A 26,112-nucleotide genomic window follows, 5' to 3' on the forward strand; every position below is an offset into this window, starting at 1 on the left:
CGTGATGCCAGTCGAGCCGTCGGCCTCGGGTCTGTTGATGTTGCGCTCGGAGGAAAAGTTCGAGTTCGAGTTTAAGTTCGAGTTTAAGATTTTGAACTCCTCTTCAACCGAATCGATTCTGGCCTCTGGCTCGCTCTAGCCGGCAATCGTGGGATCGCCAAAATCTCCACCGGCAAACTTTAAAACCCTTCCATTTTCTATCCCCATTGGCCTGCAATGACAGTCGATGGTCCGATCGTGGTCGCGCGTTTGCCAAGCGATCCGTTTGCGATCTATCGGGTGCAAAGGTTGGTGGCCCTTAAAATGGATCGCAAGAAGAATGGGGCGCCGTCCCAAGCCCTAGGTCGTCAGCGGTTATCATTTCTGAACGAACTGATCTGATCCTCGTCCCCGTGTGATGCTGCCCATGAACGTCTCCATTCGCTGCCTTTTCTTTTTGGCATGTTTGCAGGGGGGGCTATCGGCGCTTGCCGCCGACCAACCCAATGTCCTGTTGATCATGGCCGACGACATCGGGATCGAAGGGCTTGGCTGTTACGGCGGAACTTCGTATCAGACGCCAAATTTGGACCGGATGGCTGACGACGGCATTCGTTTCACCCACGCCTTTGCCCAGCCGCTTTGCACACCCACTCGCGTGCAGCTGATGACGGGGAAATACAACCATCGCAATTGGCGATCGTTTGGGATCTTGCCACCGGATCAAACGACGTTCGGTCACCGTATGAAATCAGCCGGCTACGCGACCGGCATCTTTGGGAAGTGGCAGCTGCAATCGTATGACCCGCCCGACTACCCCAGTGCTGACCTGCGGCGTGCCACCGGCATGCATCCCAAGGATGCCGGGTTCGACCAGTACGCATTGTTCCATTCGCTGCACACCGAAGACAAAGGATCTCGCTACGCCAACCCCACGATGCTAGAGGGATTGGCCGGCAGCGATGGCGAATTGAAAACTTATGCCGGCCGTTACGGGACCGACATTTGGGTCGAACAGATTTTGACGTTCTTTGACCAACACAAGGGTCAGCCGACGTTCGTCTATTACCCGATGGCCCTGCCGCATCATCCGTTTGAACCCACGCCTGCGTCGCCAGGTTGGGATCCATCGCTTCCGCCACCGGCCCAGGATCCAAAGTTTGCAAAGGACATGATCCAGTACATGGACACGGCGGTGGGGCGATTGTTGGACGGATTGAAACAACGCGATCTGGACCAGTCCACGCTGGTGATCTTCTATGGCGACAACGGAACTCACCAACAGGTCCGGTCGTCGATGGATGACGGGCGAGTGGTCAGCGGTGGAAAAGGACTGACCACGCAGACCGGTATCCACGTGCCGCTGATCGCGAAGTGGCCCGGACACATCCGCCCCTCGGTCAGCAATCGGATTGTCGATGCATCGGACTTTGTGCCGACCCTATTGGAAGTCGTCGGCGCGACCGTGCCGGATGACCAGCAATTGGACGGCATCAGTTTCAAAGGGGATCTGTTGGGTGCGCCGACGGTGGATCGCCCGGCAGCGTTCTTTTGGTACGACCCGCGTCCGGGCTGGGACAAGGACGCTTTCACACGCAGCGTGTTCGCGGTGGATCGTGGCCACAAGCTGTTTCGCGACGGCCGCCTGTTTCGTCTGTCCGATCTTCCGTTACAGGAAACATTGATCGATCGCGACGATTGGAACGACGACGACCGTGCGGCAGCCAAACGATTAAGCTTGGTCATCGCGGAACAAATGGCTGGTGTCGACGAACCACCGTTGGTGGATGAAACGGGTACCCCCGTCGATCCAGCCGTTGATCCAGCCATTGATCCAGCCATTGATCCAGCCATTGATCCAGCCATTGATCGGCGCCGCTAGCCGCCTGCTGGTTGAGTAACCCGATGTGCAAGCGAGGGATTCGATTCCGCCACGCGCTGACGTTGCGGGTTGTGATTTCATCGCTACTTTCTCGACAGCGACCAAGTCAGCAGGCCGCTAGCCGCTAGCCGCTATCCGGCCCTCGCCGGGCCGTCGTGAAGCCCCGGGCGGTGAGGGGGTGAACGTGGCCGGTGGTCGGCGATCGATCGGCGATTCGCTAGCGATTCGGCGAATGCATGACGGGGGCATGGCCGGGCCAACGCAGCGGCTGATTCCACGGGGGGATTTGAACCTGGTTTGAATCCGTTACGCTTCCGGTCAGGAAACGGTTAAGAAACCATCACGACGAATGGCATCGCTGCTGCGATTCCCTTGACGTCGAAAGTTCTCTGCCGCCAAAATTGCCCTCAACGAAGATCACCCGAGATGGATCTGACTTCCGCTACCCGCATCAACGGATCGATTCCCGCCTCCTGCGACCCGCAGGGGCGTTCGGCGGACGCGCCCCAGGGATCCGGCGATTCATCGACTGGCCCGCCCCGTCGTGATTCATCGCCAAGCATGTCCGCTCGCGATTTTTTCGGACGACTCTACGGTCCCATCCAGGATCCCTTGTCAGCCGTCGAAGATCGGATTTTGTTGGAACTGCAAAGTCCCTACGAAAGTGTCGGTGAACTGCTTCGCCATGGCACTCAGTTGGGCGGCAAACGGTTGCGACCTGCATTGGTGTTGTTGGTCGGATCCAGTTTGGGAACGGTTTCGGACGATCATGTCGTGCTGGGCACGGTGATCGAAATGGTGCACACCGCGACGTTGATCCACGACGATGTGTTGGATGAAGCCGCAACCCGGCGGCACGTCGCGACGGTCAACGCCAAATGGAGCAATCACACCAGCATCTTGTTGGGCGATTACCTGTTTGCCCAAAGCTATCGATTGGCGGCGACACTGTCGTCCACGACCGCGTGTCGTTGGATCGGCGAAGCTGCGCGATTGGTCTGCGAAGGGGAAATGCGTCAGGTTTTAGGGCGAGATTCGCTGGACCTGGACCAAGACACCTACTTTGACATGATCCGTGGCAAGACGGCTGAACTTTGCCGGGTCGCCTGCGAATTAGGGGCCCACCACAGTGGGGCCAACGACGATCAAATCGCTGCGTTTGGACGCTACGGAAATGCGATTGGAATCGCCTTCCAGATCGCTGATGACTACTTGGATCTGTGGGGTGACGATGAAACGGTCGGCAAGACGCTGGGGACGGATATCGAACAGGGCAAGGTCACGCTGCCCATGATTCGGTTGTTGGCCACCGCATCGGATCAAGACCGACAACGAATCGAATCGATTCTGCGTGGCCCGGCCGCTGACCGGGTTGCCGCGATCCGTCCGTTTTTGGCCAATAGCGACGCCCGAGAGTACACCGAGGCCACGGCCCAGCAGTTTCGATCCGAAGCGATCCGGGAACTTGGATTCCTGGAAAAGTCGCCGGCCAAGGCGTCGTTGATGGCAATTGCTGATTTCAGTGTGGACCGGCGATTCTAGGGGGGCGAAAGGTTGCCACAGTTTTCGGGGGCAGATCGTACCACCGAAGACGATTTCATGGCATAATGGCGTGCTGTTGCACCTTCCCGCCATTTAACGTCCCACCCCAAACGATCACTATGTCAAGATTGAATCGCCGTCAATTCACGTCGGTTGCTGCATCGGCCGTCGCCGTTGCCGCCACGTCTCGCGTTTCTGTGGCTCAAACCCCCGGTCCCAACGAACAGCTCGGCGTCTGTGTCGTGGGCGCGAATGGCCGCGGTGGCGAACACATCCGCGGATTCAACAAAGATCCTCGCACGACAATCCGAGCGATCGTGGACGTGGATCCTGCGGTTGGCAAACGACGAGCCGACCAGATCAAGGAATTGCAGGGCAAAGCGCCCGAGGTTTACGTCGATGTTCGCGATGCATTGGCGTCCGGAGATTTTGACATTCTGTCCTGTGCCACGCCCAACCATTGGCACGCCCTGATGGGTGTGTGGGCGATGCAAGCAGGCAAAGACGTTTACATCGAAAAACCGATCAGCCACAACATTCACGAAGGACGTGCGTTGGTCGCCGCCGCCGATAAGTACGGCCGGATGTTCCAGACCGGAACCCAGTGTCGCAGCAGCGGTGCCTGCATCGACGCTGCTAAGTTCATCGCCGATGGCGGAGTCGGCGAAGTCAATTTTGCTCGCGGCCTGTGTTACAAGCGTCGCAAATCGATCGGTGCGCTCGGCAACTATCCGGTGCCTAAAGACGTTGATTTCGAATTGTGGTGTGGTCCGGCGACCTACACTGATCCGAAGTTGACCCGTCAACAGTTCCACTACGATTGGCACTGGCAACGTCACTACGGCAACGGCGACTTGGGAAACCAAGGCCCGCACCAAACCGATATCGCTCGTTGGGGCTTGGGCGTCGATCGTCACCCGCAGTCGATCTTCAGCTACGGCGGCCGACTGGGTTACGATGCCGAGCGGAAAGATCCTCGCTATGTCGATGCCGGTGACACCGCCAACACCGAAGTATCGATTTACGATTACGGCGACAAGTGTTTGGTGTTCGAAACCCGCGGCTTGGATGTCACCGAATCGGCTGGCCCCGTGGTGGATGCCATGTTCGGCAAGGGCGGCGGCAACAAGATCGGCGTCATTTTCTACGGCAGCGAAGGCTACGTCGCACAGGTCTCGTACAACCACTGCAAAGTGTTCGACAAAGACATGAACCTGACGCAAGAGTTCCGAGCAAAGACCAGCGTTGGCGATGATCACTTTGCCAACTTTATCGATGCCTGTCTGTCCCGCGATGCAGCAACCCTGAATGCCAACGCGATGACCGGTCACCTCTCGGCAGGTGTCAGCCACCTGGGGAACATTTCCTATTACCTTGGCGAAAGCAATAAAGCATCCGTCGGCGAAATCGAAAAGGTCGTCTCGGGTGTGAAGAGCTTGGATGACAACTCCGAAACGCTGGCGGAAACGGTCAAGCACCTGGAATCCAACGGTGTGGATCTGGACAAGACCCCGCTGTCGCTTGGTCCCGTGCTGAAGTTCGACAACGAGACTGAAAAGTTTGTCGACAACAACGCCGCCAATTCGTTGCTGACTCGCAACTACCGCGAAGGCTTCGAAGTGCCATCAGCCGAAAACGTCTAGTTCGTTCCGGCATCTGATTTTCGGGTAGCCCAATTCGGGTCCTGCGCAAGATTCACCGCAGGATCCGCTACCCGAAAATGGGGCAACGACGAACGACACTCGTGTTCGCACTCGTTGCGTAGCGGAACTCGGCAGTGGTTTCGGCAGTGGGAATTGCCGAAAGTCTTGGCGACTTGCGCTACGCAACGAATACGTGATCGGGCGCTTGATCGGTGGACGTCGTGCTCGTTTTTGTCTACGGCGTCAGCGGCAGCGGGCTGCTGCACAATTGGTCCCACAGGGGAACCAAATCCGATTCGCTGGGCACGTTCCCGCTGCGATCGATCACGATCCAGGGGCGTCCTTTTCGGATCACACCTTTTTCAAGAAACTCGCCGAACAGCCGCAGTCGTAGCAGCGAATCGGTGGAGAGGTTGGTGGTGAACGGGCCGTCGTGCGGCCCCAGCAATACCGCTAACGATTCTTGCTTGGATTTGGCCAGCGATATCGGGGCACACCCACTGCCCTGAACCTGAGGGCTACCCCAAGCGTCACCCGGGACAAACGAATCGATGTCGTCGCACGTCACATCGATATCGATTTTGGGGTTGGTGTCCAGCAGGTCCGTTTGAATCGACAGGCAGACTTCCAGCACCAGTCGGTCGGCGGTCGTCTGGATCGGGCAGAACGCCAAACGTAGTGCGAACGATCCATCCACTTGAGGATAATTCACGTTCCAGTGGTCGCCCCGAATGAACTGTTCGGCGGCGACCGGCAAACGGTCTTGGTCAACACTGGACAATGACAATCGACGGACGCTGGATGCATCGTCGGTTGGCAGCATGCCAATGCCATGCTCTCCACCCCGCGCGTCGAATCGCCAAATCGATCCTTCGGATTGCCAAGATGCGATCCCAAGTTGGTCGGTGTTCCACATGGCGCGTATCGGAGTGCGGGGAAAGAGAGAGTCTAAAGCCAATTGGATCACCCCGTTTCCGTTCAGCGAACGGATCGAGGCTGTTCCTGGTCGCAGTGGTTACTTGGCGTATTCGGCGCCGAAGAACTCTTTGCTCTTCGCGACGTCCGGCTTGATCGTTCGGCTGCCTTCTTGCCAGTTGGCTGGGCAGACTTCGCCGTTGGTTTCGAAGTACTGAAGTGCCTTGACCATTCGCAGTGCCTCGTCGACGCTGCGGCCCAATGGCAAATCGTTGACGACTTGATGGCGAACGGTGCCCTTCTTGTCGATCAGGAACAAACCACGCAGCGCCACGCCACCGTCTAGCAGGACGTCGTAATCACGTGCGATCTGCTTGTTCAGGTCGGCGATCAACGGGTACTCGGTCTTGCCAATGCCGCCTTCGTTTCGGTCGGTGTTGGTCCACGCCAAGTGGGTGAAGTGGCTGTCGATCGAAACGCCCAGGATCTGGACACCCAGGTCGGCGAAATCTTTCGCTCGGTCACTGAACGCGATGATTTCGGTTGGACAAACGAAAGTGAAGTCCAAAGGCCAGAAGAACAGCAGGACGTACTGGTCCTTGTAATCGCTGAGCGAAACTTCTTTGAATTGTCCATCCGGCATCACGGCGGTGGCGGTGAAATCGGGAGCTTGTTGGGTCACCAGGACGCTCATGGCTATCTCTTGCTTTTCTTGATGATCGGGAGGTGTCAAAACGGGATTTTAGGTCCCCCACCACTATTGGGCGAAGACCCGATTTCGGCAACCCGGCACAGTTCGGCAGGCCGGGGCCGAAATCCGTACAACAGGCTCGCATTCGGTCAACCAGTGTCCCTCTGGCTGAATGCCGACTGCGATTAGCGGTGCAAATCTCAGCGACGGATTCCAAGCATCCGTCATCGGACGATTCCTATTGGATGGCTTGATCAGGATCGATCAATTTTTCTTCCCAATAAAACCCGTCGGTCCGTTCCTCGAGCACTCGATGGGCGCTGCCCACCGCTAGCGGTCGTTCGTCCCGCGGCAGCCAGGCGGCCAAACGGTCGGCCTCTTGGCGGTATTGGTCAGCGACGCTGGTTTCGGAACCTTGTGCGTTGCTTCGCTGCGACGACTGTGCCAGCAAATTGGTGGTTTCGTTCGGGTCGGCGTCGCGGTCGTACAGTTCTTCGGATCCATCGGCATACACGATGTATCGCCATCGTTGGTCACAGACCGAATGGTTGCCCGCGTTGTGGGTGCAGATCGCTGGTCGCCGACGCAGCGTTGTGGGCGAATCGATTTGCCGCTTCAGGCTGATCCCTTCCAACCCGTCGGTTTGGGGCAGTCCGGCCAATTCGGTCAGCGTTGGGTAGATGTCCAGCAGTTCGGCGGGTTGGTCACAGCGAAGACCGTTGCCAATGCCGGGGCCGGCCAGGATCAGCGGCACGTGAGTGGAACGGGCCCACAAGCTGTTCTTTCCAGAGATCGCTTTCTCGCCAAGGTGGTAACCATGATCGCTCCACAGCACCACGATCGTGTTGTCGGCATAGGGCGATTGTTCGACCGCATCCAGGACGCGTCCCACCTGGCTGTCGACGAAACTGATGCACGCAAGGTAGGCGCGTACCAGCGGTCGCAGTTGATTGTTCTCTTTCAACCAACTGGTCCGGGGTTCGGGCAGGTCCCAGTGGATGAACCAGGATGCCATCGGCGTATCATCTCGGTCGCCGGCAATGATTGGCGGCATCGTCAAGGTTTCGTCCGGATACATGTCAAACCATTTCTGCGTCGCAAAGCATGGCACATGCGGCAAAAAGAACCCGACGGACAAAAAGAACGGCTGGTCCGAATTCTGTTTCGGCATGGTCTTGATTTGGTTGACTGCCCATGACGCGACACGCCAATCGCCCTTGTCTTCATCGCGGTGGTCGAACGTGCCCCAATCCATCAGCGGATGGTTGCCACCGGGAGTCGGTGGGATCAGTTTCTGTTTGGGCGTCACACCCACCTTGGCCGGTGGTCCCCACACATCGCACTCTTGCCCTTCGTCGCGTCCGCGACCGTTGCCACCGTGATAGATTTTGCCACCGATCAACGTGCGGTATCCGTGGTCATGAAAATGTTGTGGCATCATCTTGATATCGGCGAACTCGGGGCACTGCCGAATCCACGGGGCTAGACCATAAACGCCTGTCGAAGTGGGGCGTCGACCGGACATCAGCGAGGTGCGGCTGGGGTTGCAAAGCGGCGCTTGGCAGTGGGCGTTGGTAAACGTGATCCCACGCTGGGCCAATCGCTGCATCGCAGGTGTCTTGACATCGGGATGTCCCCCCAGCGGTTCGACCCAATCGTTCAGGTCGTCGATCGAAATCATCACGATGTTGGGCCGTTGGGACTGGGCACTAGCGACAGTGGTCAACACCATCAACAGCAGACAGGTCCATCCCAGTCGTGATCCGGTCACGGGATGGTTGGTGGATCGAATCAAGAAAGCGGTCGCAGCACTGTGCATCAGAATTTCTTTCGTCAGTCAGATGTGTGTGTCGGGGCGGGAAAGATGTGGTCGCGGGCGTAAGTTGCGTGCGAACGCAAAACCGGCCGGCGACGCACCTGTGGTTAGGTGGGGGGGCGAAGCGTGGCGGAAAAAGTCGCCGCCGTCATTCGCCGCCCATTCTAGTCGATTTGACTCGTCATGACCTGTCCGATCCGAACAATCGGGGCAACCCGGCAAACGGACTTTAACCGTTACCAGCGGTGGAAACGGTACCGCGTCCCTCCCGATAACGAGGGGTTGGCTAGAAGCTTTCGATCAGTGAAGGCGGGGTGGTTGGGTGTGTCGTAGGGTTGAGCAATGAAAATTGCGCCGTCGCAAAAGCAACGCGACACCGCTGGATTGCCCCCACTGAATCCCCTCTCTGACCATCCCCTCGCTGTTCATGTCATCGACCAAGCTCGCCGCGCTGAATGCTCTGACTCGACTTGCCCGGCCGGTAAGACGGGCCCGGCTTCTGCAGGCTGCGAAACAAGGGCGAGCGCCCATTTCCATTTCGTTCTATCATCGGGTTTCGGATACGCATCCCAACGGATGGACGATCAGCAACGATCAATTTCTGCGGCACATCGATCATTGCCAGCAGCATTTCGAAATGATTGGGCTGGATGAAGTCCAGCGCCGCGTTCGCACCTCGCAGTCCCACACGGCCGCCATCTCGATCACGTTTGATGACGGATATGGTGACAACGTCGACTTTGCGATGCCGTTGCTGATCCAGCGTGGCATCCCCTGCACTTACTTTGTGACCACGGCCAACGTTCGCGATCAAATTCCGTTCGAACATGATGTCAATCTTGGGGTGCCATTGCCTGTCAACACGATCGGGCAAATCCGGGAATTGGCCGACGCGGGGATCGAAATTGGTTGCCACACGCGGAACCATGTGGACTTTTCCAAAATTCACGACCCCGAAGTGATTCGTGATGAAGTCGCGCGAGCCAAGGACGATTTGGAACAGATGATCGGTCGGCGAGTCCGGTACTTTGCCTTTCCCTTCGGCATGCCTGCGCAGCTGACCCAGGCGGCCATCGAAGTCATTGGCGAGTCGGGATTTGACGGGTTTTGCAGTGCGTTTGGTGCCTACAACTTGGTCGATCGCGACTGGTTCCATCTGCGCCGGTTCCATGGTGACCCCGAGTTCGCTCGGCTCCAAAACTGGCTAAGCATTGATCCCCGAAAGATCCGCCAAGAACCAACGATACGGTATTTCTTGCCGCCGGCTCGATCGTTCATCGAAACACGTGCCACGATCGGGGAATCGACCCCTTCGTTGGCATCCGCTCATTGAATTCGTTCACCAAGGTCAATTTTGACGATGTTGCTTACTCGATCCCGTCCCTGGCGCTCGATCCCTTCTCGCAGCCAGGCTGGTCCGCTTCGCTGTTTGTTCGTAATCACCAGCATGCCAGTAGGCGGCGCTGAAACGCTATTGGTCAACATGATGCGAAAGATGGATCCAAGCGTGATCCGTCCGGAAGTCGTGTGTTTGAAAGAACCTGGGCCGCTGGGAGAAACGATTGCCGACCAGTTCCCGGTCCACAGCGGACTGCTATCGAAAAAATGGGATCTGCGTGTCTTGCCTCGACTGGCCACTTTGATGCATCGCCAGCGTGCCGATGTGGTGGTGACCGTCGGCGCCGGCGACAAAATGTTTTGGGGCCGATTGGCGGCGCATCTAGCCGGCGTCCCCGTCATCATGTCGGCACTTCATTCGACAGGTTGGCCCGATGGGGTCGGACGATTGAATCGATACTTGACCGGAATCACCGATGGCTTCATCGGCGTTGCCGATTCGCACGGGGAATTCCTAAACGAATTCGAAGGATTTCCCGAGTCCAAAGTGCATGTGATTCGCAACGGAGTCGATTGCCAGCGTTTTGTGGCCAGCGACGCCGACCGTGCCTCGGTTCGTGAGGAACTCGGTTTGGGATCCGACACACCGTTGATCGGCTTGGTTGCCGCGCTGCGAAGTGAGAAAAACCACAGCATGCTGGTTCGCACCGCTGCGGCGCTGCGCAGTCGGCATCCGGACGCTCACTGGGTGATCGTTGGGGATGGTCCCGAGCGTGCAACGATCGAAGACTTGGCCGAAACACTTGGCGTCGCAGATCGTATTCACATGTTGGGTACGCGACACGATACGCCGCGTTTGGTAGCCGCCCTGGATGTGTTCACGCTGTCTTCGTTGAACGAAGCGTCGCCTGTTTCGATCCTAGAAGCCTTGGCCTGCGAAGTGCCCGTGGTCGCGACCGACGTTGGTTCCATCAAAGAATCCATCTTGCCAGGCAAAACGGGATGGTTGGTTCCATCGCAGGATCTGGACGCGATGGTCGATCGTGTGGATCAACTGCTAAGCGACTCGGCGATGCGCCGCCAAATGGGGAAAGCCGGACGTGATCTCGTCATCCGAACCGGATCACTGGATTCCATGGTCGACGGATACACCCGATTGGCCACGCTGCTGTACGACCAAAAAGTAAGCCGACCGGTAGCAGCGTTGGCTGCTACCAAATCGGCTAGCGCTTGATCACTCGTTCAATCGAATGATCCAAAACTGAAAAGCGACATCGGGATTCCGGTATCGCTGTTTCGAGAGCCCGAAGTCGGGGGCTACTTAGCGTCTGCGAATCGCTTCGACACTGCGTCCCAGTCGACAACGTTCCAGAACGACGAAACGTAATCGGGACGTCGGTTTTGGTAGTTCAGATAGTAGGCGTGTTCCCAAACGTCCAAGCCCAGGACGGGGATGCCACCGATGCCAGCGACGGCGGCGCCCATCAGCGGGCTGTCTTGGTTGGCGGTGCTGCCGATCTTTAGGCTTCCGCCGTCGACGTACAACCATGCCCAGCCGCTGCCGAAACGAGTCGCTGCGGCGGCGGCGAACTGTTCCTTCATGGCGTCAAAGGAACCAAACGCCGAATCGATGGCTGCGGCCAGATCGCCCGACGGTGCTCCGCCTTTGCCAGGTCCCATGACCGTCCAGAACAAAGAGTGGTTGGCGTGACCGCCACCGTTGTTTCGTACAGCACCCTTCTTGTCGTCGGGAACCGATGCCATGTCGGAAATCAGGTCTTCGATCGACTTGGATTCGAGGTCGGTGCCGCTGATCGCGTCGTTGACCTTGGTGATGTAAGCCTGATGGTGCTTGGTGTGGTGGATTTCCATCGTCTTGGCGTCGATGCTGGGCTCGAGAGCGTCGTACGCGTAAGGCAGTTGTGGCAGTGTATAGGCCATGGCCGAAGGCTCCTGGAAAGGGGACAATTGGGGGATCGGATGAAACACGTCCCCACTAGTGTCCAGGACGATAGCGATGCGTCCAGCCCCCGCAAGTGCCCAAAGGGATCTGCACCGCCCGGGACCGCCCAAAACCGCATTCGCCGCCTACCCCGCTGTCCCCCATTCTTACCCAGGTGTCCAGCGAACGTTCGATATCGGCGGTGTCGCCGTTTCCGCGGCGATCTCTGTGCCTCCATCGCCCAACCGTCATCCATCGGGGCCGTCTACGGACCACTGTCACCACCACCTTGCGGGCGCCCGAGTTCCAGATTGGGTGGACGCGTCAGGTTCGCTTGGGCAGCCGAACTAGGCTAAATCGGAACGTTTCAGTTCGCCCATCAGATAGCTTCGCATGCTGTTGATCACTTGGGCGAAGCAGGCGGCGACCTCTTGTCCGCGGCGGTCTCGATTGCGAATCGGCTGCAAGCGGACGTGTACATTCGTCGTCATCACGCCACGTCGATTCTCACATTCTTTTCGACCCTCACTTAGCGTCAATTGAACATTGACCGCCATTTGTTGGTCGGCCCGTCGGCGGCCACCCCGCGAATACGTGACGTTCAACTTCAGCGAGACCTGGTCTTCATCGACATGGATGACTTCGGCTTTGTGGTCGGCGATAAAGCCTTTTAGTTTCTCGATCGCCAAGTCGACCGGTACCGGTGTGACGATGTCGATCTCGCTGACTGCCGACTGGTTGTGGCCGGTCAACCAGTCCAACCAGCCTCGTGAATTCACGGATTCGGAGCTAGGCGACTGGACGACATTGCCAGCACCCAACTGGATCACTCGGTTGCGACCATTGTCTTTGGCTTTCAGCAACGCTCGGTCCGACCGCGCCAGGATCGTCTCGGGACTATCACCAGCCTGGAATTCAGTGACGCCGAAGCTGGCGGTGACCGCTTCGCCCATCAGACTATCCAGCGGTGTGGATTCCAGAGCGATTCGGATCGCTTCGGCACGTCTGGTGGCCGTCGCGTTGTCGCAATTGGGGGCCAACAGCAAAAATTCTTCACCACCGTATCGGGCCACCGTGTCGCCGTCACGGCTATGCGAACGCAGAATCTCGGCAAAGTTCTTCAAGGCCTCGTCGCCCGCCGGATGCCCGTGCACGTCATTGACGCGTTTGAAGTGGTCGATATCACAAATGATCAGGCTGAAACTTGGACCGCCGGCGCTGGTTGCATCGGTTCGCTCGGCCAACATGTGATCAAAGTGTGCTCGATTGGCGATATTGGTCAACGGATCCAAGGTCGTTTTGACGTGCAGCGTTTCAAGTTCTTCTTCCAGCGTTGCTTGGTCCGAAAGGTCGCGAACGATCACAATCGTGCCATGGATGCCCGGTGTCGATCCCACCACTGGGGAAACTTGAATTTGCACCGGAGTCGGGGTGCGGCCTGGCTGTTCGATCAACATCGAATGGGTTGATGCAGTGCCGCTGTCCAAACAGTCACGCACGAAGCTTTCGCAATCGTCGCGTGTCTGGTCCTGTTGACGAAGTCGCAGCGATTCGTTGCTCCATGATTGTCCAACGATCGCTTCGGGAGCGATCGAGGTCAGATGTTGCATCGTGGCGTTCCACTGGATGATGGTGCCCTCGGCATCGGTAAATGCGATGCCGTCCTTCAGGTTCCCGATCAGTTGTTGATGGAACAACGATTCACGTGAACTGGCTCTGCCAGCGTCGGATGGCATCGAGTTGTCGGCTGGTGCCGCACCCCAAAGATGAGGCCCCGAGCCTTTGTGCAGTTGTCGCAGCCATCGATCGACAACGATTTGCTGAAGCATTTCTGGACGTGCTTCTAGCATCCGGCTGAAATCTCTGACCAATTCGGGATCAAATTGCGAGGCTCCGCCCTGCATCAATTCTTGGATCGCCCGCTCGCGGCTCATCGCTCGGCGGTAAACGGTGTCCGTGGTCATCGCATCGAACGCATCGGCGATCGCCAACATTCGTGAACCGATCGGCAGTGCGTCGCCACGTGGACCTTCCTCATGCCGACGGCTGTCAAACCAAGTGTTGGCGTAGCGGACGATGTCCAATAGATCTTGGTCGCTGGTGCAGCCGCGAAGAATCTCGCAGCCCAGTTCGGGAATCAATTCCATCGACAGTTGTTCGTCGACCGAAAGTTTGCCGGGTTTGCGAAGAATACGGTCTGGGATGCCAATCTTTCCCAAGTCGTGCAGCAACGCGGCCACTTCGATGCGATCGCGGGTGTCGCTGTCCAAGCCCAGTCGTTCTGCCCATGCCGAACAGGAAAGTGCGACACGAAGACAATGGCCGGCTGTGGCAGCGTGTTTGGTCCGAAGCGAATAGAACAACGATGTTGCCATGCCCAACCGGACCACCGCCAGTCGGTTCTCGAAAGGTTGGTCCTCGCTGGCGCTGGCAGTCGCTTGGGGGGCCGAATCCCGCAGGCCAGCCAATAGGTCGCCGACCCGTTCGAATCCGGCTTCCTGCACGTGGCCTTGCGAATCAGAAGCGCCCACCGCCTGCACAGGCACCGCAAAGTCGGTTGCCGTCAGCGAAGATAGCGCGGTTGTCGAGGTTATGTCGGTCATGCAGAGCTGGCAATCTTGGTGCAACGGTAGTCAGTGTCAGAGCTACTGAAATCTAGGTTACGCAGGACCGTTGATCGCGAAATGTCGCGGAAACGTCACGACTTGCCAGGGTTCAGTTGGTCGGCAGGGCGCGATCACGACGAATATCGGGGAATGCTTGCGATTCACCCCCGCGCTACCTACCATGCAAATACCCTCATCGTCGTTTTGTCGCCTCGCATTCGCAGTTTTTTAGATTGCCGCGACGCGAATTCTGGCGGTGGGGTCCGGTTCTCCCCGAACGTCGGGGGCGGTTCTTCTCGCATGATCGTTGGTGCTTTTCGAGTGAGTCTCTCAGAGGTCGATCGGCTACTGCTTCAACGATGCTTGGACCAAGCTCCACGCGCGTGGCAAGATTTCGTAGACCGATTTCTTGGTCTGGTGGTGCACGTCGCCAACCATACATCCCAGTCTCGTGGCATCACGATCGACCGCGCAACGCGGGATGATCTGGTCGCCGAAGTCTTTCTGACTTTGGTGGGGAACGATTTTGCCGTGCTCAGGCGGTTTCGACGAAACTGCTCGTTGGCGACTTACTTGACGGTGGTCTCACGACGCGTCATCGCACGGCGATTGGCAAAGTTGCGATCACACGCCGCTGGCGGTGAAGCGTCCGTCGATGCGGAATCCAAGCACGCAGACCATCGGTCCATCGAATCGAGAATCGCGGACAAGGACGAAGTGCAGCGGTTGATGCAGCAGCTGGGGCCCGTCGAAGCCAACGTCGTACGGATGTATCACCTGGAAGGCCGAAGTTACCAAGAGATCAGCCAGGTCGTCGGCGTCAAGGAAAACAGCGTCGGACCCATGTTGAGTCGAGCCCGCCAAAAAATGCGGAACGGCCGCCCCTAACAAGCCTCTCCGATTTTACGTAGGGCAACTCGCCAAGAGTTTGCCGATTTCGTGAGCCGTGATCGCGTGAGCGGCCGGGAATCCCGCGAATGCCCGCGGCCTCACAATCAGCGGCCTCACAATCAGCGGCCTCACCGTTGCTGTTGAAAGTTCGACTAAATCGACAACCCGTTGGCATCCTTCGCTACGAACGCGGGAGCATGCCTGCTTCACGCGGCCTGCCCCGCTTGGGGTGCGATTGACTGACGAGCGGTCGGCGACCTAGCTGATCGGTTCGATCGTGGCCGACATGCTGCCCTTGCAGCTGGCGATCAATTCGTCCTTCCCAAAGGCATGGATCTGGTCGCGTTTCAGTTCGGCGTGTTCCAGCGTCGTGGTCAAGCAAATCGCCTTGCCGCCGTTGTCGACCTGTTTTGCGATCTGGAATCCCATTTCGATGGGATGATGAAACAACCGTTTCATCATCAGCACGACGTAGTCGTAGCTGTGATCGGCATCGTCCCATAGGACGACGTTGTACCGAGGTTGCTTCTTCGGCTTTTGTTTCTGTTCTCGTTTGAGCTCCACTTCGGGCTCGGCCACCATCGTTTGCTGATCTGCCATTATCGATCATGCTCCTTGCAATCTGAACTTGACTGGCTCAACCGCTGGACTTGACCCTGATTCTCGGCCACCGCGATTGACGCCTATATTGTAGCGCGGTCGCATAGCGATCGGCAGTCCCAAAAATGAACGAAAATCCAAGATGAATTCGAACATGTCGACTAACTCTTTGCTGGAATCCCTGGAAAAAAACGCCCCACGCCATCTGGAGGAACTGATTCAGTGGCTTCGGATCCCAAGCGTTAGCAGCGATTCAACCCACAAAGACGACGTGATCGAAGCAGCCACTTGGTTGGCGGACAAGTTCCGCGGGGCAGGACTGGCGGTCGAAATTTTGCCCACCGAAGGCCATCCGATGGTGTTGGCAGAGACTCCGCCGGTCGACGGTGCACCCGTGGTGGTCGTTTACGGGCATTATGACGTCCAACCGGTCGAACCCTTGGACCAGTGGATCACTGGACCATTCGAACCGACCGTCCGTCAGGGCAACCTGTATGCCCGCGGTGCGACCGATGACAAAGGCCAAGTGCTGACGCACGTCCAGAGTGTTTGCGACGCGCTGGCCGAAGGACGCCCCCTGCCGATCCAGATCAAGTTCCTGATCGAAGGCGAAGAAGAGGTCGGCAGCGAAAATCTGGAACGGATGTTGCCCGACTTGGCCGAGCGGATGGCATGCGACTGTGTCGTGATCAGCGACAGTGGGCAGTACTCCGACGGACAACCGGCCATCACGTACGGTTTGCGAGGCATCGCCACCTACGAATTGAAAATCGATGGTCCCAGCCAAGATTTGCACAGCGGTTCATTCGGTGGTGCCGTTATGAACCCGGCGATCGCACTGTCGCACGTCTTGTCGTCGATCGTCGATTCCAATGGGCGAATCCAGTTGCCCGGGTACTACGACGACGTGGTGGAACTGAGCGATCAGGAACGGAAAGCTTGGCAAGCGCTGCCGATCGACGAAGCCGCCTTTGCAAAGTCGATCGGCGTCGACGAATTGTTCGGTGAATCAGGCTTCACCGCCGATGAACGCCGCTGGGCACGGCCAACCTTCGACGTCAACGGCATCACTGCCGGACACCAAGGGGAAGGCGTCAAGACCATCATCCCTGCCACGGCATCGGCCAAGTTCAGCTTCCGATTGGTGCCCAACCAAGATCCCAAGAAAGTCACTGCATCGCTGGAAACACACTTGGCCCAGCACATGCCACCGGGCGTCCGTTACACGCTGACCCCCGACCACGGTGCACCGGGAATGTTGGCCGATACCCAAAGCCGGTTCATGGCCGCGGCAAACCATGCGATCGAAGCCGCGTTCGGGAAAAAGCCCGTTCTGATTCGCGAAGGCGGATCGATCCCGATCGTGACCCGTTTCCAAGAAGTGCTTCAGTGCGATTGCCTGTTGCTCGGCTGGGGACTGTCGGACGATAACGCCCATAGCCCGAACGAAAAATTCCGCATCGCCGACTATCACCGGGGCATCCGTGCGTCGGCGCTGCTGTGGGACGAACTGGGCAAACTCAAGTCGGCACCCTAGCATCTGCGTCACTCATTCTCTTTCATTCGCGAACACTCGATACCTCGAAGACCTACCGTCATGCTCGATCGAAAATTCATCATTCAGAACTCGCAACTTGTCAGCGAAAACTGTGTCCGCCGAGGTGTCACCTGCGATGTCGATCGTTTGGTTGCGTTGGATTCGCAGCGGCTAGAGAAACTGCGGTTGGCGGAAGAGTTGAATCGGCAGGCCAACGACACCAGCAAACAGATCCCCAAAGCAGCCGATCAGGATGCTCGACAAGCCTTGATCGAACAGGGGCGTAAACTGCGTGAACAGAAAGATGCCGCTCAAAAAGAACACGACGAACTAGAACTGGCGATCTTGGAAATTCAGTCCGAGATTCCCAACCTGACTCACCCCGATATTCCTACCGGCGGTGAAGATGACGCCAAGGAACTGTCGTTTGGAAAGACGCCCAAACCAGCTTTCGATTTCAAACCGCTGGACCATATTCAGCTGGGCGAAAAGCATGACCTGTTCGACTTCGAAGCCGGCGCGCGAGTTTCCGGCGCAGGCTTCTATTACCTAAAGAACGAAGCAGTCCGTTTGGATCTGGCGCTTCAGCAGTTCGCGATCAGCCTGTTGTCGGATCGTGGATTCACGCCGGTGACGACTCCCGACTTGGCGCTGACGCACATCCTGCAGGGCATCGGTTTCAATCCGCGCGGTCCAGAAACTCAGATCTATAGCGTTGAAAACACCGAACTGAACTTGGTCGGTACCGCCGAAATCACCTTAGGCGGCATGTTGGCGGGGCAAACGATCGACGCCGAATCGCTTCCGCTGAAATTCTGTGGACTCAGCCACTGTTTCCGAACCGAAGCCGGCGCCGCTGGTCGGGCTTCCAAGGGACTGTACCGCGTCCACCAGTTCACCAAGGTCGAAATGTTCGCCTTCACGGCGCCCAGCGAAAGCGACGCGACCCACGAAATGATGCGCTCGTTGGAATGCGAAATCTTTGACGCGTTGGAAGTCCCCTACCGAGTCGTCGACACAGCAAGCGGCGATCTGGGCGGACCCGCCTATCGCAAGTATGACCTAGAGGCATGGATGCCTGGCCGTGGCGACGGCGGCGAGTGGGGCGAAGTCACCAGCACCAGCAACTGTACCGATTACCAATCCCGTCGCCTCAATGTCCGTTCCAAACAGGCCGGACAGAAGGGCACCGAGTTTGTTCACACCCTGAACGGAACCGCCGTCGCCACCGGTCGTGCCATGATTGCGATCATGGAAAACCACCAGCAATCCGATGGCACGATCAATGTCCCCGCAGTGCTCCGGCCCTGGGTCGGAAAGGACACGATCGGCTAGCGATCAATCGGCCAAGCCCAGGCGGACGGCGCGGACGGCGGCGTCGGTTCGATCGGTCGCCTTGGTCTTTCGCAGGATGTTTTGAACATGCTCCTTGACCGTTTCCACGCTGATCACAAGTGACTTTGCGATCTCTTTGTTGCTAAGCCCAAACGCCACGTGACGCAGGACCTGGCCTTCGCGACCGGTCAGCGGCAGTTCGGGCGGCAGGTCGCGGGGATTGATTTCCTGGCCCATCAATTTTGACAGCCGCAGCAGTCGGCTGTCGGGCGGCGGCGGCTGATCGCTGGCGATGCGTTGCAATGTAGGCAGCAACGACGTTGCAAGCGTGTCTTTCAATAAGTAATCGTAGACTCCCAACGCTGCCGCCCGAGCGATGTAAGTCGGGTTGTCGTAGGCGCTAAACACGACCACCTGCAGATTCGGATGATCGGCCCGCAACTGCTGTGTCGCGGCCAACCCGTCCTGCGATGGCATGCGAATGTCCATCAGCACGACGTCACAAGTGGATTCGCCCGTCATTGCCTCGACTGCCTGTTCGCCGCTGGCGAACGAACCTGCCCAGTGATGGCCTGCCGATTCCAATATTTCTGCGATCCCCAAACGAGTCACTTCGTGGTCGTCGACGATCATTACCCTCAGTGTCATACGCTGTGCGTCCGTTTCTGCAGTCGAAGCCAATTGAAATCCGTTTCTGATCGGCAAAAATTCCCATGGATGTCGACTATTGTTCACTGGGTGAACGGATTGCACCAGCGGGTCACCGCAATTCGTTCGGCAAGCCCCAAATCCCGCTGCGAAATCGAGTTTCCAGGCACCTCAGCCACCCCCTTTCGTCCAGTCCGTTAGCCGCATTTACACGTCGTCCCTCCGCTCTCCTGCCTCCCCTCTCCCCCACGAAATCGAGTTTCCAGGTCTATCAGCCACCCCCTTTAGTCCAACCCGTTAGCCGCATTTACACGTTGTCCCTCCGCTCTCCTGCCTCCCCTCTCCCCCACGTTGGATGCGAGCTCCACTCGCATCCAACGTGGGGGAGAGGGGCCGGGGGTGAGGGGGGGGGGGGGCTGCCCCAATGCACCGGAAATGCACCTATTTATTGACCCGCTAAAAACTGTGACCTAGATACAAGTGGTCGTTCGCATCCCAAGAGTCCGTGAATTTACGGGATCGATTCCACGGATCGACGCTTGATTAGCTTCGAGACCCTCTGCCCCATTCGAGTCTTCGCCACTTGTGCTTGTCGGAATCAACATGACTCCCTCTGCTTCGATACTACTGGTCGACGATGACCGCCACCTAGCCGAATCGATGGCCCTGTGGCTGCGTGAAATGTCGCATCAGGTCGAAACGGTGGCCACGCTGTCCGAAGCCAAACAGGCCCTGGCGACACGTCGCTTCGATCTGGTCATGACGGATTTGCGTCTGGGCGGCGAAGATGGATTCGAATTGATCGGTTACACCCGCAAAAAATTCCCTGATGTCGCCGTCTTGGTGATCACCGGATACGCGACCCCCGAAACCGCCGTCGAAGCGGTCCGCGCCGGGGCCTACGATCTGCTGACCAAGCCACTGATCGATGACGAGTTGACGCTGGCGATCGAACGAGCCATCGGGCAACGCGAAATCACACGCCAGAACGAAGAACTACGCCAACAACTGGATCGTCGCGCCGGGCTGGAGAACATTCTCAGCCATGACTATCGGATGCTGAAGATCTTTGACGTCGTCGATAGCATCGCCGACGCACGTGCATCGGTTCTGATCACCGGCGAAAACGGAACAGGTAAAAGCATGATCGCGCGGGCCATTCACGCTCGCAGCCAACGTCGCAGCGGCCCATTTGTCGAAGTCGCCTGCGGTGCACTGCCTGACACACTACTGGAAAGTGAATTGTTCGGACACGTCGCTGGTGCCTACACCGGCGCCAACACCGATCGTGCTGGCAAGTTCCAATTGGCGGACAGTGGGACGCTGTTCTTGGACGAGATCGCCACCGCAACACCTGCGATGCAGGTGAAACTGCTGCGAGTGCTTCAGGAATTTCAGTTCGAACAGCTGGGCGGAACCGAGACGCACTCGGTCGACACGCGAGTGATTCTGGCGACGAACGAAAACCTAAGCCAAGCGGTCGAAGCGGGACGGTTCCGCCAAGATCTGTACTACCGAGTCAACGTCGTCAATATCGTGCTGCCGTCGCTGCGGGAACGAATGGGTGACCTGCCATTGTTGGTCGACCATTTCCTTCGCGAGGCTGCTGAAACCTGCGGGCGGGACGTGGATGGTTTCGACATGGACGCGATCGAAACGATGCAGGCTTACGCGTGGCCAGGAAACATTCGCCAGCTAGAAAATGTTGTGGAACGAGCTGTCTTGCTGGGGCGTGGTCCCGTGCTGACCGTCGAAGATCTGCCACCGGAATTGACCGGCAGCGGCGCCGATGCATCAACCAGTTTGACCGCCGGCAGCGCACCAACCGTCAGCCTGGGCGATGTTTCCGGCAAAACTCTGCGTGAAGCTTTGGAAGGACCCGAACGGCAGATTATCTTGCAAACGCTGCGAGCGAATCATTGGAACCGCGCGGCAACGGCCGACGATTTAGACATCAATCGCACCACGTTGTACAAAAAAATGAAACGCCTAGGCCTCGACGATCCCCGCCTACAATTCGCTTAGGCCGCCCGATTCACGGCAGCCAGTCGACGTCGTTTATCCCATCGCCAAAGATCATTTAGAAGTGGCATGGGCTTCCAGGGTGTGACGTAAGTCACTGGCTAGCAGCTGTAGACTACGGCACCATTTGCCAGTTTGAAAGCGGCGTCCCGGACGTCAATGCATCGGATCGTTACGGTGGCTAGTCCCCGTCCTAGCAAGTTCGAGTCAGTTTTGCTTGGCCGTATCGCGTAAAGCGTCTGCGTTCCACAGGATCCGCTGGATGTCTTGTTGGCGAAGTGCGTTGGTTTGCTTTTGTTGCTGCTGGCGGTTTAGCTTTTCGGTGACTTCTTTGTCGTGGACGCCTAGCGGGACATTTTCCAGGGACCAGTCATCGCTGCGCTGCGTGGCGAAAGGGATATCGGTCATACGGTCGGCTTGTAGGTTGCCCAGCGGACTGCGGCCCCATGCGTATCGGTAATGAACCGGCTCAGGAACCAATGGGCTACGCAGGACGATCGCTTTCTTGTCGGTTTGATCTTGGCCGCGATCGTTGGTGCTGGTGACCAGGTGCTGGGCGCTGGCGGGTTGGAACTTGCGATCCTTCCCCGCGACCGCAAACCCCAGAATCGGGCCACCGTCGTCAACGGCACTGGCCGCTTCGTCGAGCCGTAGGATGATTCGATCGTTTTCGATTTGCATGTCTTCAACGATCGGTGGCTTCCAACGGATAGAACGATCAAAGCCGTACTGCGTTGCCAGCGCCCATCGTGCGATTCGTTCGCCCGCCGGGATCTTCAACTGCGGGTGATACCATCGGCGCCGGAGGTCATACGTGCTGACGAAACCGATGTTCTTGTCGCCGGTTTGATAGAGATCCAGGAAAGTTTGGTACTGGGCTTCGCGAATGAATGGACCAGGGTTGGCCATCATCTGGCAATAGTTTTCCAGCGTTTGTGCGGTGCCTTCGGTACAGAGCGACAAGATGCCAAAAGGCATCGCGGGATCGTCAAACGCTGTTCGCCAGGCAGAGATCATTTGGGGAAACACTTGACGATACATCACTGTCCCGCGAGTTCCATCAAAACAGTTGTTGTAGCCCTGGTGAAAAATGGCACCTTTGACGGCCAGACCACTCAGCGGCTCCATCATGCTGGCGAAACAGTTGCCCGGATGGTTCGGGTCCATCGCCGGACCGGGGCGAAGATCCGATGGCTCGGTTTCGCCCGCGGGCATCGGACGGCCCTCCTTTTGAAACCGAGCGACTTTCTGGCGATAGTTCTGGATGCGGTTTTCCAAATCGGCCTCTGCATCCCAGTCGCTGACTTTCTGGTTCCAGTCCGCCATCATCGATTTCACCAATGGCGAATCCATTTCGGCAAGGACGTCCGACGGCGTCCATGTCTGGACCGTGGTCCCACCACGCGATGCGTCGATCACGCCGATGGGCACTTCGGTTGCCATGTGGATTCGACGTGCGAACACATAGCCGATCGCGGACAGTTCGCGGGCGATTTCGGGAGTACAGACATCCCAGTCGCCCTTGCGATAGTGACGCCCGAACCATCCGCTCCATTCGTGCAGTCGCGGGAAGGCCGTCTTCGGCTGCGGACCGTTTTGGGCTGGCACCGTTAGAATGCGGATGTTGGGAAAGTTGGCCGACACGATTTCCAGCTGGCCGTTTTCGATGCGGTCCAGCGGAAACTCCATGTTGCTTTGTCCGCCCAGCACCCAGACGTCACCGATCAGAATGTTGTCCATGGTCAAGCCCCGATTTGATCCCGCTACCGTCATGGATTGTGGTTCGGAATTGGCAGCCAAAGCGGGCAAGGTGGCTTTCCATGATCGGTCGTCAGACGCGGTGGTGGCTACTTCATTTCCGCCGAACGTCACGACGACGTTTTCCCCAGCATCGGCCCATCCCCAAATGGATATCGGCTCATCACGCTGCAGCACCATGTTCGACTGAAACACGTTGCTGACGCAAAGTCCCTCGCCGATCGCCGGAACGTCAATGACGTCCTGTTTGGGCATCTGCTGCGAGCGGTTCTGGGCGTCCAGATTGCTATGGAAAAGCAACCCCACAAACATCCATGAAAAGAGCGGAAGGCGTGACATTTACACATTCTCTTTGTGTTTGGCGTGACAAAAACCCATCCAGGACAAGTTGTCCGTCGGCGGGCGCTTACGGGAATGAAAAAATCGTGGCTGTGGTATGCTGTGCCGAATCATCGAAACGAATTTTATTGTCTCCCTTTCAAGTTTTCGCGTCAGTAACCTCCATGCCGAATCGTCGTACCTTTCTAAAAACCAGCCTCATGGCGTCCGCTGCGACGGCTGCTTTTTCTCCATCCGCGAATCTTGTGCACGCCGCAGCCAATGACGTGCCGGCCGACGAAAATCTGATCGGGCATGGTGACTTTCGCTATCGCGTCAACAAGGACTGGGCACAGGTCAATCCGTTTCGGTTCCCGATCGACAACTGCCACGAGATGGTCCAGGATTCGAAGGGCCGGTTGGTGATGATCGGTGACGACCCACGCAACAACATCATTATCTTTGACAAGTCCGGGAAAATCCTCGACAGCTGGGGGACTTACTGGCCCGGCGGTCATGGTCTGACTTTAGTCGATGAAGGCGGCGAAGACATGCTGTACGTCTGCGAAAGTGGCTGGGCACGTAGTCTTCAGGACGGCGTCACGATGGTCCGTCAAAATGGATACGTCGCTAAGATGACGATCGACGGAAAGATGATCTTCACCATCAGCCATCCGATGACCGTGGGCGCCTACACTCCCGAGATGCTGTTTCAGCCCACTGAAACGGCGGTTGCGGGCAATGGGGATATTTACGTTGCCGATGGTTATGGATCCGACTTCATCCTGCGATACGACCAACACGGCAAGTTCATTCAGAAATTCGGCGGACGCAATAACGACGACAAAAACTACAACTTGGTCAACGCACACGGCATTGCACTGGACAACCGGGATCCCGCCAATCCTAGACTGATCGTGACCAGCCGTTCCCAGCAATCGTTCAAGTACTTTTCGTTGGATGGCAAGTGGATCAAAACGGTGCCGTTGGCCAACCTAAAGATCTGCCGACCGGTGATCCATGGCGACCAAGTTTACGCCGGCGTGTGCTGGAGCCACAACTTTGCGAAAGTCAACGTGCCCAAGCCGTGGCTGTACCAATCCGGATTCACGATGGTCATGGACAAAAACGATCGCGTGGTCTCTTGCCCCGGAGGTGAGCAACCGATCTATGAAGACGGCGTTTTGCAAACGGTGAACCAAGACAAGGCCAGAACGTTCTATCACGGTCACGATGTTTGCATCGATGAAGATGACAGCGTTTATGTTTGCCAGTGGAACGGCGAACGCACCGCTCCGGTCAAGCTGGAACGGGTTTAGTTCAGAACGGCGGGCACACTAGACGCCCGCCATTGGCTCCCAGATTTTCGGTCCTCTTCTATGACCAGCATGCATGTCGAACACAAATCCTGAAAACAGTATCGCCCTGTTGATTGATGCGGACAACGCGCCTGCCGCAAAGATCGACTTCATCATTTCGGAACTTGCCACCTATGGCGTGGTCAATATCCGTAAGGCGTACGGGAACTGGACCAAGCGTCCGCTGGATGGTTGGGTCAAAGTGCTGCACGAGTACGCGATTACCCCCAAACAGGTGTTCGACCTGGTGAAGGGGAAAAACGCGGCTGATATGTCGTTGTTGATCGACGCCATGGACATCCTGTACACCAAGCAGGTCAAAACATTCGGACTCGTTTCATCGGACTGCGACTTCACCCCGCTGGTGCTGCGACTACGCGAGGATGGCAAGCAGGTGATCGGATTCGGTCGGCAAAAATCGCCAGAACCCTTTGTTCTAGCGTGCAGCCATTTCATTTATTTGGATGAAGACGACACCAGCAAAACGCCGCAAAAGAAGAAGGAGAAGTCTGTCTCGTCGCTAAAGCAGAATACAAAACTGATGAACACGCTTCGAACGGCGGTCAAGGAAGCAGCCGACGAAGACGGTTGGGCAGCCCTGGGGCCAGTGGGGGCCCACATTTCCAACCAGAGTCCATTCAATCATCGTACCTACGGTTTTCCCAAACTCAGTGACATGTTCGAAGAGATTGATCTGTTCGACGTTAAAAAGAGCACGCAAGCTGGACAAGCGTCGGTGCGAGTGCGGCTTCGAAAGTAGTCGTCGATTGATCGTTCGCCATTCGCTTGATCAAGCGACGATGCATGGTTGTCGCTAGGCTTGGGACGATCGAAGGCATCCTTGGTGTCGAACGCCACGCAGCAATGCATTCCAGAGCTCCCAAACCAAGAGGGCCTTGGCGATGCCGTCCGGCGACATCATTCGGACGCGCTGTTCGGTCGGTTGTAGTCCAGCCATTCTTGCAGGCCTTCGACGGTTTGGATGATCTCGACTTGGTTGGCGGGCGAAATGATGGTTGGCTTGGTTGCTGCACCCGACCAGACATAGCACCGCCGCACCGATCACTAGCCATGTTGAATTCGTGGAATGTCGCATCGCAATGAATCTCGACGGTAGGTTGAGGAGAGATCCGGCGGGCTGGATCCGGTGGTCGCTTGCTGGCCGGGTTCGGCAATCACAACGGTAATGCATTTCTAGCGGCGATGCCCTGCTTTTCCAGTCCGATCGGAATTGGGTTCGTTATCAACAGCGGTCTTGGGTGCCGGGACCGTTTCCGTCTGCCGAACTTGG

At 57.4% G+C, this 26,112-nt stretch carries 20 protein-coding genes; 11 read left to right on the forward strand and 9 right to left on the reverse strand.

The window, feature by feature from the left end; all coding sequences use genetic code 11:
* Positions 1–406 precede the first annotated feature (406 nt).
* From K227x_RS10015 to K227x_RS10025, 3 genes are all read left to right on the forward strand, one after another.
* The gene (locus tag K227x_RS10015; RefSeq protein ID WP_145169366.1) at positions 407–1,861 is read left to right on the forward strand and encodes a sulfatase-like hydrolase/transferase; all 1,455 of its coding nucleotides are present in this window, start codon (positions 407–409) and stop codon (positions 1,859–1,861) included.
* A gap of 426 nt (positions 1,862–2,287) precedes the next feature.
* Positions 2,288–3,403 carry a polyprenyl synthetase family protein gene (locus K227x_RS10020; RefSeq protein ID WP_218933895.1) on the forward strand — a complete coding sequence of 372 codons (1,116 nt, stop codon included), beginning with the start codon at positions 2,288–2,290 and terminating at the stop codon, positions 3,401–3,403.
* A 119-nt stretch (positions 3,404–3,522) separates the two neighbouring features.
* On the forward strand, positions 3,523–5,046 hold the full coding sequence (locus K227x_RS10025; RefSeq protein WP_145169367.1) for a Gfo/Idh/MocA family protein: 1,524 nt from the start codon (positions 3,523–3,525) through the stop codon (positions 5,044–5,046).
* A gap of 235 nt (positions 5,047–5,281) precedes the next feature.
* Here the strand turns inward: K227x_RS10025 and K227x_RS10030 are convergent, their stop codons facing one another.
* From K227x_RS10030 to K227x_RS10040, 3 genes are all read right to left on the reverse strand, one after another.
* Positions 5,282–5,962 (reverse strand): hypothetical protein, encoded by a 681-nt coding sequence (locus K227x_RS10030; protein ID WP_145169368.1) that lies wholly within the window; start codon positions 5,960–5,962, stop codon positions 5,282–5,284.
* Between the two features lie 99 nt (positions 5,963–6,061).
* On the reverse strand, positions 6,062–6,655 hold the full coding sequence (locus K227x_RS10035) for a peroxiredoxin (protein WP_145169369.1): 594 nt from the start codon (positions 6,653–6,655) through the stop codon (positions 6,062–6,064).
* A 235-nt stretch (positions 6,656–6,890) separates the two neighbouring features.
* The gene (locus tag K227x_RS10040; RefSeq protein WP_246146718.1) at positions 6,891–8,471 is read right to left on the reverse strand and encodes a sulfatase; all 1,581 of its coding nucleotides are present in this window, start codon (positions 8,469–8,471) and stop codon (positions 6,891–6,893) included.
* Between the two features lie 424 nt (positions 8,472–8,895).
* Here K227x_RS10040 and K227x_RS10045 point away from each other — a divergent pair, with 424 nt between their 5' ends.
* Both K227x_RS10045 and K227x_RS10050 read left to right on the forward strand, forming a co-directional pair.
* Positions 8,896–9,801 (forward strand): polysaccharide deacetylase family protein, encoded by a 906-nt coding sequence (locus K227x_RS10045; protein WP_145169370.1) that lies wholly within the window; start codon positions 8,896–8,898, stop codon positions 9,799–9,801.
* Positions 9,802–9,897: 96 nt separating this feature from the next.
* Positions 9,898–11,040: a glycosyltransferase family 4 protein gene (locus K227x_RS10050; RefSeq protein ID WP_145177642.1), complete on the forward strand. Its 1,143-nt coding sequence runs from the start codon at positions 9,898–9,900 to the stop codon at positions 11,038–11,040.
* Between the two features lie 83 nt (positions 11,041–11,123).
* Here the strand turns inward: K227x_RS10050 and K227x_RS10055 are convergent, their stop codons facing one another.
* Both K227x_RS10055 and K227x_RS10060 read right to left on the reverse strand, forming a co-directional pair.
* Positions 11,124–11,747 carry a superoxide dismutase gene (locus K227x_RS10055; RefSeq protein ID WP_145169371.1) on the reverse strand — a complete coding sequence of 208 codons (624 nt, stop codon included), beginning with the start codon at positions 11,745–11,747 and terminating at the stop codon, positions 11,124–11,126.
* A 348-nt stretch (positions 11,748–12,095) separates the two neighbouring features.
* Positions 12,096–14,351: a sensor domain-containing diguanylate cyclase/phosphohydrolase gene (locus K227x_RS10060; RefSeq protein ID WP_145169372.1), complete on the reverse strand. Its 2,256-nt coding sequence runs from the start codon at positions 14,349–14,351 to the stop codon at positions 12,096–12,098.
* Positions 14,352–14,675: 324 nt separating this feature from the next.
* On the opposite strand from K227x_RS10060, the gene K227x_RS10065 reads away from it, so the two are divergent.
* Positions 14,676–15,242 carry a sigma-70 family RNA polymerase sigma factor gene (locus K227x_RS10065; protein WP_145169373.1) on the forward strand — a complete coding sequence of 189 codons (567 nt, stop codon included), beginning with the start codon at positions 14,676–14,678 and terminating at the stop codon, positions 15,240–15,242.
* Positions 15,243–15,503: 261 nt separating this feature from the next.
* Here the strand turns inward: K227x_RS10065 and K227x_RS10070 are convergent, their stop codons facing one another.
* A complete protein-coding gene (locus tag K227x_RS10070; RefSeq protein WP_145169374.1) occupies positions 15,504–15,845 on the reverse strand; it encodes an ATP-dependent Clp protease adaptor ClpS in 342 nt (113 codons plus the stop codon).
* 154 nt (positions 15,846–15,999) lie between these two features.
* Between K227x_RS10070 and K227x_RS10075 the strand changes: the two genes are divergently transcribed.
* On the forward strand, positions 16,000–17,382 hold the full coding sequence (locus K227x_RS10075; protein WP_145169375.1) for a dipeptidase: 1,383 nt from the start codon (positions 16,000–16,002) through the stop codon (positions 17,380–17,382).
* Between the two features lie 60 nt (positions 17,383–17,442).
* On the forward strand, positions 17,443–18,717 hold the full coding sequence (serS, locus tag K227x_RS10080; protein ID WP_145169376.1) for a serine--tRNA ligase: 1,275 nt from the start codon (positions 17,443–17,445) through the stop codon (positions 18,715–18,717).
* 3 nt (positions 18,718–18,720) lie between these two features.
* On the opposite strand, the gene K227x_RS10085 is transcribed toward serS, so the two are convergent.
* Positions 18,721–19,365, reverse strand: a complete 645-nt coding sequence (locus tag K227x_RS10085) for a response regulator transcription factor (protein ID WP_145169377.1) — start codon at positions 19,363–19,365, stop codon at positions 18,721–18,723.
* 603 nt (positions 19,366–19,968) lie between these two features.
* Between K227x_RS10085 and K227x_RS10090 the strand changes: the two genes are divergently transcribed.
* Positions 19,969–21,390, forward strand: coding sequence for a sigma-54-dependent transcriptional regulator (locus K227x_RS10090; protein WP_145169378.1), 1,422 nt, complete (start codon positions 19,969–19,971; stop codon positions 21,388–21,390).
* 204 nt (positions 21,391–21,594) lie between these two features.
* On the opposite strand, the gene K227x_RS10095 is transcribed toward K227x_RS10090, so the two are convergent.
* A complete protein-coding gene (locus K227x_RS10095; RefSeq protein WP_145169379.1) occupies positions 21,595–23,484 on the reverse strand; it encodes a hypothetical protein in 1,890 nt (629 codons plus the stop codon).
* A gap of 164 nt (positions 23,485–23,648) precedes the next feature.
* Between K227x_RS10095 and K227x_RS10100 the strand changes: the two genes are divergently transcribed.
* Together K227x_RS10100 and K227x_RS10105 are read left to right on the forward strand one after the other, a co-directional pair.
* Positions 23,649–24,782 carry a twin-arginine translocation signal domain-containing protein gene (locus K227x_RS10100; protein WP_145169380.1) on the forward strand — a complete coding sequence of 378 codons (1,134 nt, stop codon included), beginning with the start codon at positions 23,649–23,651 and terminating at the stop codon, positions 24,780–24,782.
* Between the two features lie 73 nt (positions 24,783–24,855).
* On the forward strand, positions 24,856–25,581 hold the full coding sequence (locus K227x_RS10105; protein WP_145169381.1) for an NYN domain-containing protein: 726 nt from the start codon (positions 24,856–24,858) through the stop codon (positions 25,579–25,581).
* A 158-nt stretch (positions 25,582–25,739) separates the two neighbouring features.
* Here K227x_RS10105 and K227x_RS30395 read toward each other — a convergent pair whose 3' ends face one another.
* Positions 25,740–25,880 (reverse strand): hypothetical protein, encoded by a 141-nt coding sequence (locus tag K227x_RS30395; protein WP_218933897.1) that lies wholly within the window; start codon positions 25,878–25,880, stop codon positions 25,740–25,742.
* Positions 25,881–26,112: the final 232 nt, after the last annotated feature.

Source organism: Rubripirellula lacrimiformis (assembly GCF_007741535.1).
Classification (GTDB): domain Bacteria; phylum Planctomycetota; class Planctomycetia; order Pirellulales; family Pirellulaceae; genus Rubripirellula; species Rubripirellula lacrimiformis.

What these genes read in the sequence shown, in the direction of transcription:
- serS (WP_145169376.1), top strand. Translation starts at nt 17,443, where the DNA reads ATGCTCGATCGAAAATTCATCATTCAGAACTCGCAACTTGTCAGCGAA.
- K227x_RS10020 (WP_218933895.1), top strand. Translation starts at nt 2,288, where the DNA reads ATGGATCTGACTTCCGCTACCCGCATCAACGGATCGATTCCCGCCTCC.
- K227x_RS10055 (WP_145169371.1), bottom strand. Translation starts at nt 11,747, where the DNA reads ATGGCCTATACACTGCCACAACTGCCTTACGCGTACGACGCTCTCGAG.
- K227x_RS10040 (WP_246146718.1), bottom strand. Translation starts at nt 8,471, where the DNA reads ATGCACAGTGCTGCGACCGCTTTCTTGATTCGATCCACCAACCATCCC.
- K227x_RS10060 (WP_145169372.1), bottom strand. Translation starts at nt 14,351, where the DNA reads ATGACCGACATAACCTCGACAACCGCGCTATCTTCGCTGACGGCAACC.
- K227x_RS10030 (WP_145169368.1), bottom strand. Translation starts at nt 5,962, where the DNA reads ATGTGGAACACCGACCAACTTGGGATCGCATCTTGGCAATCCGAAGGA.
- K227x_RS10095 (WP_145169379.1), bottom strand. Translation starts at nt 23,484, where the DNA reads ATGTCACGCCTTCCGCTCTTTTCATGGATGTTTGTGGGGTTGCTTTTC.
- K227x_RS10085 (WP_145169377.1), bottom strand. Translation starts at nt 19,365, where the DNA reads ATGACACTGAGGGTAATGATCGTCGACGACCACGAAGTGACTCGTTTG.
- K227x_RS10105 (WP_145169381.1), top strand. Translation starts at nt 24,856, where the DNA reads ATGTCGAACACAAATCCTGAAAACAGTATCGCCCTGTTGATTGATGCG.
- K227x_RS10090 (WP_145169378.1), top strand. Translation starts at nt 19,969, where the DNA reads ATGACTCCCTCTGCTTCGATACTACTGGTCGACGATGACCGCCACCTA.
- K227x_RS10100 (WP_145169380.1), top strand. Translation starts at nt 23,649, where the DNA reads ATGCCGAATCGTCGTACCTTTCTAAAAACCAGCCTCATGGCGTCCGCT.
- K227x_RS10035 (WP_145169369.1), bottom strand. Translation starts at nt 6,655, where the DNA reads ATGAGCGTCCTGGTGACCCAACAAGCTCCCGATTTCACCGCCACCGCC.
- K227x_RS10015 (WP_145169366.1), top strand. Translation starts at nt 407, where the DNA reads ATGAACGTCTCCATTCGCTGCCTTTTCTTTTTGGCATGTTTGCAGGGG.
- K227x_RS10070 (WP_145169374.1), bottom strand. Translation starts at nt 15,845, where the DNA reads ATGGCAGATCAGCAAACGATGGTGGCCGAGCCCGAAGTGGAGCTCAAA.
- K227x_RS10075 (WP_145169375.1), top strand. Translation starts at nt 16,000, where the DNA reads ATGTCGACTAACTCTTTGCTGGAATCCCTGGAAAAAAACGCCCCACGC.
- K227x_RS10025 (WP_145169367.1), top strand. Translation starts at nt 3,523, where the DNA reads ATGTCAAGATTGAATCGCCGTCAATTCACGTCGGTTGCTGCATCGGCC.
- K227x_RS10045 (WP_145169370.1), top strand. Translation starts at nt 8,896, where the DNA reads ATGTCATCGACCAAGCTCGCCGCGCTGAATGCTCTGACTCGACTTGCC.